The 15,994-nt window shown below is 56.8% G+C and carries 7 protein-coding genes and 1 CRISPR repeat array (1 of these 8 only partly in view); of the genes, 3 read left to right on the forward strand and 4 right to left on the reverse strand.

Annotated elements, in window-relative coordinates:
* Window positions 1–156 precede the first annotated feature (156 nt).
* Entirely contained in the window at window positions 157–672 is a 516-nt protein-coding gene (locus CR46_RS0114915) for a DUF4124 domain-containing protein (RefSeq protein WP_332245097.1), read from the reverse strand.
* Between the two features lie 115 nt (window positions 673–787).
* Complete coding sequence (gene glnA / locus CR46_RS0114920; RefSeq protein ID WP_030074175.1) at window positions 788–2,194, reverse strand: glutamate--ammonia ligase; 1,407 nt, start codon at window positions 2,192–2,194, stop codon at window positions 788–790.
* Between the two features lie 472 nt (window positions 2,195–2,666).
* Here glnA and CR46_RS0114925 point away from each other — a divergent pair, with 472 nt between their 5' ends.
* Window positions 2,667–3,290 (forward strand): glycosyltransferase family A protein, encoded by a 624-nt coding sequence (locus CR46_RS0114925; protein ID WP_030074176.1) that lies wholly within the window; start codon window positions 2,667–2,669, stop codon window positions 3,288–3,290.
* Window positions 3,291–3,315: 25 nt separating this feature from the next.
* On the opposite strand, the gene CR46_RS0114930 is transcribed toward CR46_RS0114925, so the two are convergent.
* A complete protein-coding gene (locus tag CR46_RS0114930) occupies window positions 3,316–4,341 on the reverse strand; it encodes an acyltransferase family protein (protein WP_030074177.1) in 1,026 nt (341 codons plus the stop codon).
* Window positions 4,342–4,551: 210 nt separating this feature from the next.
* On the opposite strand from CR46_RS0114930, the gene CR46_RS0114935 reads away from it, so the two are divergent.
* Window positions 4,552–5,436 (forward strand): alpha/beta hydrolase, encoded by an 885-nt coding sequence (locus CR46_RS0114935; RefSeq protein WP_051690194.1) that lies wholly within the window; start codon window positions 4,552–4,554, stop codon window positions 5,434–5,436.
* On the opposite strand, the gene CR46_RS0114940 is transcribed toward CR46_RS0114935, so the two are convergent.
* Window positions 5,409–7,031, reverse strand: a complete 1,623-nt coding sequence (locus CR46_RS0114940; protein WP_084180508.1) for a sensor domain-containing diguanylate cyclase — start codon at window positions 7,029–7,031, stop codon at window positions 5,409–5,411. The genes CR46_RS0114935 and CR46_RS0114940 overlap by 28 nt on opposite strands.
* A 141-nt stretch (window positions 7,032–7,172) precedes the next feature.
* On the opposite strand from CR46_RS0114940, the gene CR46_RS0114945 reads away from it, so the two are divergent.
* Entirely contained in the window at window positions 7,173–7,487 is a 315-nt protein-coding gene (locus CR46_RS0114945) for a hypothetical protein (protein WP_030074180.1), read from the forward strand.
* Window positions 7,488–7,994: 507 nt separating this feature from the next.
* A CRISPR array of direct repeats spans window positions 7,995–15,994; the repeat unit is 29 nt; unit sequence CGGTTCATCCCCGCGGGTGCGGGGATCGG; it runs 1,124 nt beyond the window's last position.

Genomic DNA, 15,994 nt, shown 5'->3' on the forward strand with positions numbered 1-15,994 from the left:
ATCGAGCGTATGAAAGAGAAACTGCAAAAAGCGCGCCAATTAAGCACAAATGGCCATTTGCACGGCTAATGAGCAAGGGGCAGTGGCGTAGCGAGTCGTTATAGCGCAAACCCTACGATAATCGCACCACTCAACGCACCATTATAGTGCGCATAGTTAATCAACAATAAAAATACTCACCGGATCAGTGCGGTGCTGAACGCGCCCATCACTGTCTAGCAACTCTGCCTGTAGCTGATGTTGGCCAGCGGCTAAACCAGCAAGCCAGAAAGCATCACTGTGCAGTGCCGACTGACTTATCTCACCGTTCACCAGCAGTTGAATTCGATGATCTTCGCGAAGCGGTGGAACAACATCCACAACTACCGCGGTATGGTCGTTCTGAAGCGACGCCTCTGCCTGGGGTAGCTCAATCGCAAAACGGTCATAGGGCATAAACGGCTGACCAGGATATCCCTGTCGACGGGATGAAGCCGCAACGGGAGGCAGGGACGTGGAAACACCAGGCAAAGGCGCCAGCGTTAGCACTTCGCCACCGCGTTCCGGGTTATCGGTAAAGGTCACTTTGCCTTGTTCATCCACCACGCGGTACACCGTTTGTGACTGCGCAGCGCTTACCCACAAGCACAGCAGTAGCGTAGCCCCTGTGGATAAGCACATTTTATGTTGCAAACGTAAACTCCTTGTCATTACTGGCACACCTTCTCAGTTTGCTACCATAAAAAAACCCCGCCGAGGCGGGGTTTTCAGGCTAATCACACCGCAAAGGTGATGTTAGCAGCCGTTATTAGCAGCTGTAGTACATATCAAACTCGATGGGGTGAGTGGTCATGCGAATGCGCTCCACTTCTTCCATTTTGAGTTCAATGTAAGCATCAATCATCTCGTCGGTGAACACGCCACCTTCGGTCAAGAACGCGCGGTCTGCATCGAGTGCTTCCAACGCTTGGTCCAGGCTGTTGGCAACGGTTGGTACAGACTTGCCTTCTTCCGGCGGCAGGTCATACAAGTTTTTATCCATGGCATCGCCAGGATGAATCTTGTTTTTAATACCGTCGATACCTGCCATCAACAAGGCAGAGAACGCCAGGTAAGGGTTAGCCGTCGGATCAGGGAAACGAGTCTCTACACGCTTACCTTTCGGGCTAGCAGTGTAAGGAATACGAATAGAGGCGGAACGGTTACGAGCACTGTAAGCCAGCATAACCGGTGCTTCGAAACCGGGTACCAAACGCTTGTACGAGTTAGTCGATGCGTTGGTGAAAGCGTTTAGTGCACGGGCGTGCTTGATAACACCACCAATGTAGTAAAGCGCCATTTCAGAAAGACCCGCGTATTCGTCACCCGCGAACTGGTTTTGGCCATCTTTCCAGAACGACTGGTGTACGTGCATACCAGAGCCGTTATCGCCAACGAGTGGCTTCGGCATAAACGTAGCGGTCTTACCGTAAGCGTGGGCCACGTTGTGGATCACGTACTTCATTTCCTGAACTTCGTCAGCCTTCTTCACCAACGTGTTGAATTTAACGCCGATTTCGTTCTGACCTGCGTTAGCAACTTCGTGGTGGTGAACTTCTACGGTCTGGCCAATCGCTTCCAGGGTGTTACACATCGCACCACGAATATCGTGGAAACTGTCGACCGGGGGAACCGGGAAGTAGCCGCCTTTAACCCGCGGACGGTGACCCAAGTTGCCGCCTTCCACTTGGTTACTGGTCGCCCAGGCACCTTCGTCGGACGTAATTTTGTACATAGAACCCTGAATGTCAGACTTCCAATGTACTTCGTCAAAAATGAAGAACTCAGGCTCTGGGCCAAAGAAGGCGGTATCGCCCAGACCGGTGGACTGCAGGTAGGCTTCTGCGCGCTTGGCAATAGAACGCGGGTCGCGATCATAACCCTGCATAGTGGCAGGCTCGATAATATCGCAACGCAAAATTAGGGTAGCGTCTTCAGTGAAGGGGTCAAGGAAAGCGGTACCATCTTCTGGACGCAGAATCATGTCGGATTCGTTAATGCCTTTCCAGCCTTCAATAGAAGAACCGTCAAACATTTGACCGTTTTCAAAAAACTCTTCGTTCACGTCCCGTGCCGGAACGGTGACGTGCTGCTCTTTACCGCGCGTGTCGGTGAAACGCAGGTCTACCCATTTAACATCATGTTCTTCGATTAGCGCGAGAGTCTTGGCTGACATAGTGTCCTCCGGTATGAACGTGGCTTAAAGCTTGTGACAGTAAGCTACCGATAAAAGAGTTATTCAACAATCCGGCTATCGTTGTAGCACGCCGCGAGGCATCTGCCTACGACCCGCTAGCCGCTAACAAATATAAAGCACAGAGCATGCCAACCTTGCACCAATATGGCATAAAAAAATGGCAAATCATTGTTTAATAAGTACTAAAATATTAAATTTAATGCTTCTTAATGTAGCATACCTTCTTTCTTTTTATCCTCACCAGCTCAAAATAACGCCATAGCTTGTAAAAACGCACCAATAAAGCCCAATAAAAAACCAGAAGCACCAAAATGGAGCGCCAACCAACTAATTAATTCCTAACTGGGTATAGAAAACTTAGGCTTGCTAATAAAACAAACCAACACCTACAATAAATTACAAAAATAACCATTGGGTTACAAAAAGCGGCGTAAAGCAGGAAACCATCGACATGAGCACGGTCTGTTTTATTCTAGATGCGTTAGTCACAAGTGCCCTTCTACCGCGTCACTTGCGAGCTATTCGCCAAACAGGCTTAGCAGACCACCTGCTACCCATCATCGTAACAAGTTCCACCAATGATCCACGCATACCCTGTATTGAACAGCGCTACCGCGTTCACTTCCTTATTTCGCCATCCCAGTCATTAGGCGCCAGAATCAATCAAGCTGCCTCTCTCAGCCAAGCTGACTGGTTGCTAATTGCCATGCACCAACAAGCACTAGAGGCCAATCTGTGGTGCTTACTTTATCCGCAACTGGATACCTGCCTGCTGGATGCTGTTTTGATCGATTACCAACCACCGAGTATCTCCGAGCGGTTACTACAGCGCTTCTTAGGAGCAGGTATCGCTACTCCGCCTTACCTAGCCATCAGGCGTGCTTGGTTGGAACGTCTAGGAGGACTAGACCCTGAATTAGAAGAACCGGCGCTGGCCGATTTACTGCAACGCCTTTACGCCTGCCCCACACGTTTACAAACGTTCAGCTTAGAGGCTTCACGACTCGATCACGACTCATCGTTAATGGCCGCTAATCCTTACCGATTACCACCCACTTCGCCAACAGACACATAACCACCTTAATGCATAAGCGGTTGCATTAAACATTCAAACGTTTGCCAAATAACATAGCGCCTGTAGTGGTGGTATTAGCAATAGTGTTCAACACAATAGAGCCAAGCACACCGACTAATATCAACAGTGCGGCATAGGCCATAAGCGGTAAGGTGAAAGGCCCCACGACGGCATCGGTTAATGCAAAAAACATCGGGTGGGCCAGGTAAATACCAAACGAATATACATTGATATAACGCACCCAAGCTGGTGCTTTACGACCTTTTAAGAACCCCATTAACCAAAGGGTAAACAGTACAAAGAAAGGGATTACCCACACCTCTTTTGAAGAAAAGGCTAATCCTCCATTAAACGTGAGGGCCACGATCAACGCTACAAATCCAAGTAACCAATAGGGCTTTGATAACGATTTCATCCATTTAGGGCGCACACACTGATCTGCTTGAGGAGCCAACGGATAATAGCGGACTAACACCAATGCCAGAAAAAATAGATAGACCCAACCCAGCGGTGCGATCCATAGGAGATACCCAGGCGGCTCAATATCCAGCCAATACGCTAGCCCCCAATATCCCATGCTGACTAAGCACCCGCCCCACAGCCACGGCACAGGATTAAAGCGCCATAACCGAAACCGGGTATAGCACCAATACGCCGCGTAAAACTGCATGGCAATAATCAAAAAATAGCCATGCCATCCCGCATAAATAAAATACTCTTTGGCATTGTTCAAAAAACCAACAGCGTTATTGCTATCCGCTAATCGTATCCACTCCGCTGTCGAATAAATAAAGCCGTATACCAAATAAGGCAACATGACATATTTAACGCGCTGAAGAAGAAAACCAGGTGGGACTTGCTTATCGTAACGAACAGCAAACACAAATACCGAAATAAACAAAAAGATGGGCGTGCCCAGCACAAGGGGAAGTCGCATCAAGTCGGTGACTATATTATCGACTCGCTGGTTCAAGTGATCCAACCAATGAAATAGAAATACAGCAACACACCCGTAAGCACGCAGCCAATAAATCTCCTCGATTTTTTGCATTAGCTTCCTCGCTAATTCCTCAACACCAGCCCATCACCCAGGGTTCTCAGCACTAGACATTCAGCACCACCCTATTGGCTGCTACCTTTAAATGAATTGAACAGCGACACACTCTGCGCTGTCGGACTGCGGTAACGTTATAAAATTCCTGGAGGCTTTGTGTTCGGGACATTACTAGTAAGATACCTTTCCTCGTTAACAACACCTATTATGGGCTTACTCAGCTGGCTTATACTCAGCAGCCATGCCCTAGCAGGCGATGTTTCCCATCAGCACTTTTTCTCGCCCACGTTAGACCATAACTATCCCTATACCGTGTATTTACCTGATGACTATGACACGGATGCGACTACGCCTTACCCAGTCGTGTATTTGCTTCATGGCTCATTTGGAAACGAACGCGACTGGGTAACACGAGGCAACTTACCCCAAACAGCAGACCGATTAATCGCAGCAGGACACTTGCCACCGACCGTGTTTGTCATGCCCGGAAGCCGTAGTTGGTGGGTGGATGGATACAACGAGGCAGCGCGCAGCGCTTTCTTCAACGACTTACTGCCACATATTGAAAGCACTTATCATGTTGGTGGTGAACGCCACTTACGGGGCGTTGCAGGGTTATCTGCTGGTGGTTACGGCGCGCTTAATTTTGCCCTAGAGCGGCCCGAACTATTCGCAGCCGTTGCCGCATTAAGCCCCGCCAGCTATGCACCAGCGCCGCCGGCTAATTCGTCGGCACGTCGCCATCCCGCGTTTCTAGATGAACAAGGACAATTTGACCACGAACGCTGGGAAGCGCTGAATTACACGGCTCACTTAGAAAATTATCGTCTTCAGGTCACACCGCGAACCACAGGAGAGCGCGACATATCGCCAGTGCCTCTTTATATCAGTGCAGGGCGCAGCGATGTTTACGATGCAGAGTTCCACGCCCGCCTATTACGCCAAACGATGGAACGCATTCAGCCGGATGACGTGCGACTTGATCTTTACCCGGGTGGCCACACATGGCGCGTATGGCGAGCTAGTTTACCTGCCGCTTTAAACTTTATGTTTCAACATATTGATCAACCAAGCGCTAACGCCGCTGAATAAAGTACTGCTTGATTACGCCCCTTGGCTTTGGCCATGTACATAGCCTCATCAGCACGATGAACCAAGGCGGCTTCTTCTCTTGCGTGCAGAGGGTACATGGCCACCCCAATGCTTGCGGAAATACTCACCCGATGGCCTGCTAATAAAAATGGTTCGGCAAGTGAATTGCATAGCTGGTTAGCAACGCCCATCGCTTCGCTAGCCATTAGCGGCCCACTTAGCATCGCAACAAACTCATCACCCCCAATCCGCCCAACCACATCACCTTCACGCAGGCGATGCTTCATACGCTGGGCAACCTGCACTAATAACTGATCGCCAATCGCATGCCCCAGCCGATCATTTACCGGCTTAAAGTTATCCAAATCAATAAACAGCAGTGCCAACTGGCGACCTTCCTGTTCACACATCTGAAGCGACTCGGCCAAGTGTGCAAAAAACTGCGCCCGATTAGGTAATTGCGTTAAAGAATCCTGCTGCGCCAAACGCCGCACCTGCTCCTCCATTTCACGACGCGGGGTAATATCGTGCGAAATACCTAAGAAACTAGTGACATGCCCCTGCTCGTCCAGCACTGGCGCGCCGTTAGTGAAATGCCAGCGCCACTCACCACTGATATGCTGTACTCGATACTCAATGATGCCTTGCGGCTTAGCTGTCTGAAAAACCTTCGAGATATAGTGACGGCACGCCTCCAAATCCTCAGGATGCAGCACAAAGTTAATATTGCGCCCTAGCACCTCTTTCACGCGATGCCCCAAAATACGCGGCCAGTTAGGCGAGACGTACGTCAGCTCTCCCGCTGCATTTAAGGTATAAATAATATCGTTAGCCTGCTCCACCAACTGACGAAAACGCTGTTCGCTAGAGGTCAGTGCTGTTTCTAGGGATTTTCGTTGGGTAATATCATTAGCGTAGCCCGTCCATACCACACTGCCGTCTTGTTGACGGTGCGGCCTATCATTCGCCTCGACCCAAATGATCTGGCCGTTACGGTGAAACATTCTGAATTCGTGCTGCCATGGCCTTAACGTACGCGCGCTCTCTAACGAACTCGCTATCACCGACTCTTTATCATTTGGATGAATACTGTCCAGCAACGTTTGTGCATCCGCCAGCACCTCCATCACGCTTACCCCAAAAAACTCCTCTACACTTTCACTGACATAGCTATAGTGCCAGGCTCCTTCCAACGAATAATGAAGCTGATAGACAAACCCAGGAAGTTGCTTAAGAAACGCATCCAACGACTCACCAAACGGCAACGACGCCTGAAGCAACGCCCCGTGCACCGCACGGTAATCGCCCGACATGACCGGTGACAGCTGCAGCTGCCAACCACAAGACGACTCCCCCCAACTAACGTTGACATACTGTGGCACTTGCTGCGTATCGCACGCATTAATGGCAGCCATGACCTTCTCATACTCAAATGGAAAGCAGCGCCACAGCGCCGACTCACTCTCTTCTGAAACCCAACCAGCAACACGCCGAAAGGCCGCATTGCCCTGCACATTGGACGAGCAATGCATTGAACGCTCAACGACAAACAACGGCGTCACCGACTGTTCAAATAGCGCATGATGATTCGTCATCAAAGCCCCTCCACAACCCCTTAAAAGGCCACGTTAAGTGTCCACAACATCTCTGTCTATGCACAGTGGCCCTATTGCATCAACGCACACTACACTTAAACCTCACGCTACGTGATAACGCTCAGCAAAAGGACTCTGACAATGCATCAGCATATCGAATGGGATGAACCAGGCAGCGCAAGCGTCGCAGAATTTTTTAAAGATGACCCCGACCACAAACCACCTTACCCAGGAGCCATGCTCTCTGCCCGCTATCAAGGCCGCATTGTGCGCGTAAAAGTAGAGGTTTACCGTGAAGAAGATGCCGTCAGCATCGGCCACGTTGCCGCCATACTCGACCGCCAAGGGCATCACCATGACACCCACCACAAGCTTAAAGTAGGTGATATTGTCCGCCTGCCTGATGACAAACGTGCCATGGAACGCTGGGAAGACGACGAGGACGACAAAGCGTAACAAGCCACCCCAAGAAAATGCCTACCGTGCGCGGCCCCGCCGCCGCGCACATGCTTTTAATGAGAGTAACGCAGATTTCGAGTCGCGCGTGGTAAGCCCCAACGCACCCGCAACAAAAGCCCGACGCGAAAGCACGGCGCAGCGGTGCGATGGGCATACACTTCAACGCTGCCAGGGCGACAGCGCACGGCCAATGGGCGGGCTGCCCGCAATGCGTGATTTTCTGAACTGCCTGTGCGGCTAACATTTCCTGCGTGCCACCCTAACCCGTCAATCCCGCATGCCACCCGACCCCGTCATTCCCGCATGCCACCCGATCCCGTCATTCCCGCATGCTTTTAGCGGGAATCCATTTTGACCTTGGTATTCTTGCTACTGCAGGAAAGGTCACTCCTCCTACACGCGTAGTGAAGGAACACACAAGCCCCCGACAGCATCACCAGCACCAGAAACATCTCAGCAGTGCGGGGATCGGCGCTGAGCCAAAATCGAAAACTCTGGCCGATGCGGTTCATCCCCGCGGGTGCGGGGATCGGAGAACATGCAGCACTACCAAAGCGAGTGTGTGCGCTTCATCCCCGCGGGTGCGGGGATCGGATCGACGGCGCTGATCATGTGACGTATCAGAGCGGTTCATCCCCGCGGGTGCGGGGATCGGCAGATCTCGCGATCGAACGGCTTTCAAAACATCGGTTCATCCCCGCGGGTGCGGGGATCGGAGCGCCACCCGTACCACCCATCCCCATCATGCCGGTTCATCCCCGCGGGTGCGGGGATCGGATTGCCCAGCGTGACCGTTTGGTGGCTTTCTACGGTTCATCCCCGCGGGTGCGGGGATCGGCTGCATGAACTCGCCAACACGGTCATTAACATCGGTTCATCCCCGCGGGTGCGGGGATCGGAGCCTGCTGTCAGCCAGCATGGAACGACTTAACGGTTCATCCCCGCGGGTGCGGGGATCGGCTGCATAGCTTCATTGACAGAGGTAACTACAGCGGTTCATCCCCGCGGGTGCGGGGATCGGATCCAGCAGCCCGACTCTTCATCGACGATATACGGTTCATCCCCGCGGGTGCGGGGATCGGCACGCTGTTAACGGTCACGCCCAGCGCTTCGGCGGTTCATCCCCGCGGGTGCGGGGATCGGCGGTAGAGCTGCAGGTAACCGCCTTCGGGCACCGGTTCATCCCCGCGGGTGCGGGGATCGGATTCGTGAATAATCATCCCGTCAACCATGACGCGGTTCATCCCCGCGGGTGCGGGGATCGGTCAATGATCTCGATGCGCTTATCCCTAATCTGCGGTTCATCCCCGCGGGTGCGGGGATCGGTTTGCCATCAATACCGGACTGCCTTGGAACAGCGGTTCATCCCCGCGGGTGCGGGGATCGGTACTGAGGAAGCGTGATATGCAGCAGTTCCCACGGTTCATCCCCGCGGGTGCGGGGATCGGTCGTTGACGTTCTCCCAGTCCTTTAGCAAGCCCGGTTCATCCCCGCGGGTGCGGGGATCGGATCACGAAACGCATTCCATGCCTTTTTGTAGTCGGTTCATCCCCGCGGGTGCGGGGATCGGCGATGGCAAGAACGACCGTGCCACCCTTAGCCACGGTTCATCCCCGCGGGTGCGGGGATCGGGCACTTAATGCCTACTGTCAGCCCTGTGGCGGCGGTTCATCCCCGCGGGTGCGGGGATCGGATCAGTTCCAGCGCTTCGTCACCCAGACGGGTCGGTTCATCCCCGCGGGTGCGGGGATCGGACATAGTCGTTACGGGCAGCGACATAAGGAGACGGTTCATCCCCGCGGGTGCGGGGATCGGCTAAGATGCCTAGCTTTTACTTTTGGGTCTTGCGGTTCATCCCCGCGGGTGCGGGGATCGGAGACACAACGCACGTTCGACATCGGCCACGCGCGGTTCATCCCCGCGGGTGCGGGGATCGGTAAACTACGGGTGATAGGCTTGTCGGCCACCCCGGTTCATCCCCGCGGGTGCGGGGATCGGAGGTCATTGCGCAGTGCCAAAAAACAGGCCAGCGGTTCATCCCCGCGGGTGCGGGGATCGGCGCCGAACGATGCAGCGCCGCGTAAATACTGTCGGTTCATCCCCGCGGGTGCGGGGATCGGTGGTACTCAGATTTACGGCGGTCGTTAATGCCCGGTTCATCCCCGCGGGTGCGGGGATCGGCTGTCTAATTTCTAAATCATGCACTGCAAAGGCGGTTCATCCCCGCGGGTGCGGGGATCGGAGCAGGCCATGCCTAACATTGACGTTTCAAACCGGTTCATCCCCGCGGGTGCGGGGATCGGCTAATAGGCCAGTCTCATCATCGAGATTGCTACGGTTCATCCCCGCGGGTGCGGGGATCGGTGCCCAAATTTCACCAGGGCGATTAATAGCAACGGTTCATCCCCGCGGGTGCGGGGATCGGCACTCGACTCTTTCGCCACCTCACGCAACCGGCGGTTCATCCCCGCGGGTGCGGGGATCGGGTTAGCCGGGGCCGTGGGCGGCGGGTTGCTGCCGGTTCATCCCCGCGGGTGCGGGGATCGGATAGCGAGAACGCACGCATCCAAAAGTTAATTCGGTTCATCCCCGCGGGTGCGGGGATCGGAGGTGCCAAGATTCTGTGCCCTGCTCCAAATCCGGTTCATCCCCGCGGGTGCGGGGATCGGGCGGTCGGCCTTCTCAATAGCTTTATCGCGCTGGGTTCATCCCCGCGGGTGCGGGGATCGGAACGTAACCCGTTGGCGGGATATTAATAGAATCGGTTCATCCCCGCGGGTGCGGGGATCGGCGAAAGAAAGCCCACCTTCAGGTTTTTTCTCGCGGTTCATCCCCGCGGGTGCGGGGATCGGGGGGTCGAAGTCAACGAAAAGCACTTTGTAGCCGGTTCATCCCCGCGGGTGCGGGGATCGGGCTAGCGGCGCATCTTTAGAAAAGCCAATTTTCGGTTCATCCCCGCGGGTGCGGGGATCGGTGCTCAAGACAGCGCGCCGTTTCCGGGCATCGCGGTTCATCCCCGCGGGTGCGGGGATCGGTTCGGTGGCTCCTGGGAAACCAAAGACGGCGGCGGTTCATCCCCGCGGGTGCGGGGATCGGGCCTTGGCTAGGTCTAGCTCATCGCGGTAGTGCGGTTCATCCCCGCGGGTGCGGGGATCGGTTCAAAAGGAGAAAGCAAATGCAGTGGCGTAACGGTTCATCCCCGCGGGTGCGGGGATCGGCAGATTAGCGACACAACAGAGACAGATCAAGCCGGTTCATCCCCGCGGGTGCGGGGATCGGAAGCTCGCGGTTAATCGTTGCATTCGCTCTACCGGTTCATCCCCGCGGGTGCGGGGATCGGGTTTCATCAAACGCGCCCCACTGGCTGGCGAACGGTTCATCCCCGCGGGTGCGGGGATCGGAAAACGCCGCGTCAAGTCATCTTTGTTTTTCACGGTTCATCCCCGCGGGTGCGGGGATCGGCCGCTGAATCTCTTTCGAGATGCGCTCGCTGGCGGTTCATCCCCGCGGGTGCGGGGATCGGGTGTTTAGGGGGTGAAGATGAATGAGCCAAAGCGGTTCATCCCCGCGGGTGCGGGGATCGGAAGATCAGTGTCACCAATGTTCGTGATTCTCACGGTTCATCCCCGCGGGTGCGGGGATCGGTGTTTCAGGATGCACAGACGGCGGTAGGACGTCGGTTCATCCCCGCGGGTGCGGGGATCGGTCTTTTTGTTCCAGGCACCACGCCTGCCAATACGGTTCATCCCCGCGGGTGCGGGGATCGGTGGGCGAACAGGCGCATCGCCTAGACTCCACGCGGTTCATCCCCGCGGGTGCGGGGATCGGCGGCGTTGTCGTAAAGGTCACGCGGGTCTGCGCGGTTCATCCCCGCGGGTGCGGGGATCGGATCGATACACCAGCGTGTCACCAGACGCAATGCGGTTCATCCCCGCGGGTGCGGGGATCGGGACACCTACCCAGAGCAGTTGATTGAAGCATACGGTTCATCCCCGCGGGTGCGGGGATCGGAGCAGGAGGTGTGCAGCCCTCTACGCTCTATGCGGTTCATCCCCGCGGGTGCGGGGATCGGGCAACAAAGTCGCCAATTCGGTCGTTAACGTCCGGTTCATCCCCGCGGGTGCGGGGATCGGAGCAGGAGGTGTGCAGCCCTCTACGCTATATGCGGTTCATCCCCGCGGGTGCGGGGATCGGGGGCTTTTTCATGCCTAGAGGAAAGCAAATGGCGGTTCATCCCCGCGGGTGCGGGGATCGGATACCGAAAATAGGATCATCCGGGTTCGGCAGCGGTTCATCCCCGCGGGTGCGGGGATCGGACCCACGGCACCGACGCAATCAGCTTGGCGCGCGGTTCATCCCCGCGGGTGCGGGGATCGGGGACTTCCCCGAGCGCATGGAGACACAATATGGCGGTTCATCCCCGCGGGTGCGGGGATCGGGCGGGCGATATTGTCAGCTTTGCAGAGAGAGGCGGTTCATCCCCGCGGGTGCGGGGATCGGGTTTTTAAGGTCATAGATATAGGAGTAGTAGGCGGTTCATCCCCGCGGGTGCGGGGATCGGCCAGTGCAATACCGCTGGAACACTCGGTTTATCGGTTCATCCCCGCGGGTGCGGGGATCGGTTTTAATGCCTCGGCAAACTCGGCGCGGGGATCGGTTCATCCCCGCGGGTGCGGGGATCGGCCACACAGGCGGTTCCAGGGTGCCATCCGAACCGGTTCATCCCCGCGGGTGCGGGGATCGGCCTATACCACCTTCCGCAAGCAGATCCAGGCGCGGTTCATCCCCGCGGGTGCGGGGATCGGTATGTACTTCTCGCCGTTGTCGTCCTCGAACTCGGTTCATCCCCGCGGGTGCGGGGATCGGTTGAAGGTTCGTCAGGTGACGTTCGCCCTCCCCGGTTCATCCCCGCGGGTGCGGGGATCGGACGCCCACTTGTCCGCTAGGGATGCGTCCGCCCGGTTCATCCCCGCGGGTGCGGGGATCGGAGATAGAATAGAACGTTTAAAAGTATCTAGCTCGGTTCATCCCCGCGGGTGCGGGGATCGGAAGAATATGGGAAAGGCGTTGTAGCTGGATGGCGGTTCATCCCCGCGGGTGCGGGGATCGGGTATTGGCCGAGCGTAAAGACAACCGAGGCTTTCGGTTCATCCCCGCGGGTGCGGGGATCGGGCCTGGCACACCCGCGAGGATCGTTTCACTGACGGTTCATCCCCGCGGGTGCGGGGATCGGCGCTATGCAGGCACAAACGTGGCCCCGAATGGCGGTTCATCCCCGCGGGTGCGGGGATCGGGAGTCCTAAAAAATGAAAGTAGCTGTCATGAACGGTTCATCCCCGCGGGTGCGGGGATCGGAATAGGTAGCCAAACATCAGGATTGTCCCCTACGGTTCATCCCCGCGGGTGCGGGGATCGGGAGCGTATAAGATCAAACTCTGTTTCTGACAACGGTTCATCCCCGCGGGTGCGGGGATCGGTGCATACCGTTGAGCACGGGCTGGATAGCCTGTGGTTCATCCCCGCGGGTGCGGGGATCGGCTGTACGAATGCCTGGCGGGCACCTGCAATACCGGTTCATCCCCGCGGGTGCGGGGATCGGTAGCTCCATTCTGTAAACCAATCGGAGCGAGACGGTTCATCCCCGCGGGTGCGGGGATCGGTATTAGGTATCCTAAGCTCCCTGATGAGTCCCCGGTTCATCCCCGCGGGTGCGGGGATCGGCGAAAAAGAAGAAATGGCACAGCAAATAGTAGCGGTTCATCCCCGCGGGTGCGGGGATCGGTGGTTCTTGGTCGGTCTTTGAGATTGAACAGCTGGTTCATCCCCGCGGGTGCGGGGATCGGGCGATATAGGCACGGGCAATCAACAAATACAGCGGTTCATCCCCGCGGGTGCGGGGATCGGGCTACCATTAGACGAAGCTGAAGCGCTAGTAGCGGTTCATCCCCGCGGGTGCGGGGATCGGGCTATTAATCTCATTTAATTTACTAACACAATCGGTTCATCCCCGCGGGTGCGGGGATCGGATGAATACCCAAGAGGGAAGAGATATTTCAAACGGTTCATCCCCGCGGGTGCGGGGATCGGCCCCGCGCGTCTCGTCCCTTCGGGTAACGATCCGGTTCATCCCCGCGGGTGCGGGGATCGGACACAAGGCAAGCATTTAGGCGTAAAAGAGTGCGGTTCATCCCCGCGGGTGCGGGGATCGGGCGTCCTATCTCGTCAACGGCGATGCCAGCGGCGGTTCATCCCCGCGGGTGCGGGGATCGGAGCTCGGCAACCAGTTTTTGCTGGGTCTGAACCGGTTCATCCCCGCGGGTGCGGGGATCGGATCCTCGGCTTCGGTGCGCTCTGCGTCCCATGCGGTTCATCCCCGCGGGTGCGGGGATCGGTTGAGTCAGAACTAAACGATTAACACGCCTCCCGGTTCATCCCCGCGGGTGCGGGGATCGGAGCTGTGTACTCGCTCGGCGCGAGGGGGCTTGCGGTTCATCCCCGCGGGTGCGGGGATCGGGGCTTGGGCTTGGACTTGAGAATTACCATTATTCGGTTCATCCCCGCGGGTGCGGGGATCGGGGATGGGGTTGTTGAGGAGTCACTATGACCAGCGGTTCATCCCCGCGGGTGCGGGGATCGGAACACGCCTGCCCCGTGGCGTTAATAGCGGGGCGGTTCATCCCCGCGGGTGCGGGGATCGGGCCCCATGCGCCGCACAAGACGCGGATCATGCCGGTTCATCCCCGCGGGTGCGGGGATCGGCCTTTACTGAACTCTCGGCCTAAGTCGCTGGCCGGTTCATCCCCGCGGGTGCGGGGATCGGCTCCCGGCCGCTTTCATCGACATAAGGAACGCCGGTTCATCCCCGCGGGTGCGGGGATCGGTAGCCTTTTGTTTCTTGCGCTCCTTTTTTTGGCGGTTCATCCCCGCGGGTGCGGGGATCGGCCTGGGAGAAGGGCGCTTAACGCTATTACATACGGTTCATCCCCGCGGGTGCGGGGATCGGAGTTCTTGTAGCTTATCAGGCGTATTTAACGGCGGTTCATCCCCGCGGGTGCGGGGATCGGGTCACAGCGCTGTTCGATATTGTGCAGTATGGCGGTTCATCCCCGCGGGTGCGGGGATCGGGGGCTGGAGCGCCCCTTCTTATCGCTAATTGGCGGTTCATCCCCGCGGGTGCGGGGATCGGGTCGTGCATAGATGCGCCACGGTGCAGTCGTACGGTTCATCCCCGCGGGTGCGGGGATCGGGATGGCAAGCACGACAGTGCCGCCTTTAGCGACGGTTCATCCCCGCGGGTGCGGGGATCGGTGGCCAACTGCCTGCGCCATGTTTCCGCTTAGCGGTTCATCCCCGCGGGTGCGGGGATCGGATCGCCACGTTCAGTGCTATCCAGCTCCTCAACGGTTCATCCCCGCGGGTGCGGGGATCGGAGTTTTTCAGGGAATGGTGCCGGGTGGCTGGTCGGTTCATCCCCGCGGGTGCGGGGATCGGGTAATCATCGTCACCGCTTGCTCGCAATGTACCGGTTCATCCCCGCGGGTGCGGGGATCGGTTCTTGACGCCGATATGGAAGTCCAGGGTGTGCGGTTCATCCCCGCGGGTGCGGGGATCGGGACCAAGGGCGCGGAAGGCCGGAAACACCACGCGGTTCATCCCCGCGGGTGCGGGGATCGGACATGAAGGCTCCTTTATCAATCCAGCATGCGCGGTTCATCCCCGCGGGTGCGGGGATCGGGTGGCCCTAGTGGCATTAAAAATATTATCAATCGGTTCATCCCCGCGGGTGCGGGGATCGGAATTAAACGATATGTCAGACACGGATAAGGCCGCGGTTCATCCCCGCGGGTGCGGGGATCGGAACTAAAACCACGTTCCGATGCCGCTAAGCAACGGTTCATCCCCGCGGGTGCGGGGATCGGGTTTGATGCTGGTTTAGGGGCTTTTGCTTTAACGGTTCATCCCCGCGGGTGCGGGGATCGGATGATCGCTTTATACGATCTGAAGAATCCCCGCGGTTCATCCCCGCGGGTGCGGGGATCGGTAACTTTCTCTGATAAGAACATGAATAAGCAACGGTTCATCCCCGCGGGTGCGGGGATCGGTCCTCAGCTCGGTTTCTGGCGAAGGCTCTTTGCGGTTCATCCCCGCGGGTGCGGGGATCGGTTGTATATATTCTCATCACTCACTCCCCTCTGCGGTTCATCCCCGCGGGTGCGGGGATCGGGTACTCGACGCGAATCTCCTGGCCTTGCAGCGCGGTTCATCCCCGCGGGTGCGGGGATCGGTCAACGTGCTTTGAGTTCCAGCGCTTGCGGTACGGTTCATCCCCGCGGGTGCGGGGATCGGATTTTGATCTTACGAAGTGTAACAGCGTCTAACGGTTCATCCCCGCGGGTGCGGGGATCGGCATGGCAGTACCGTTTTTACGCTTTACGCCTGCGGTTCATCCCCGCGGGTGCGGGGATCGGGTTGTGATGTTCATTGTTTGCCCTCTTATGAGCGGT

The organism is Vreelandella neptunia, from assembly GCF_000712975.1.
GTDB classification, from domain to species: domain Bacteria; phylum Pseudomonadota; class Gammaproteobacteria; order Pseudomonadales; family Halomonadaceae; genus Vreelandella; species Vreelandella qaidamensis.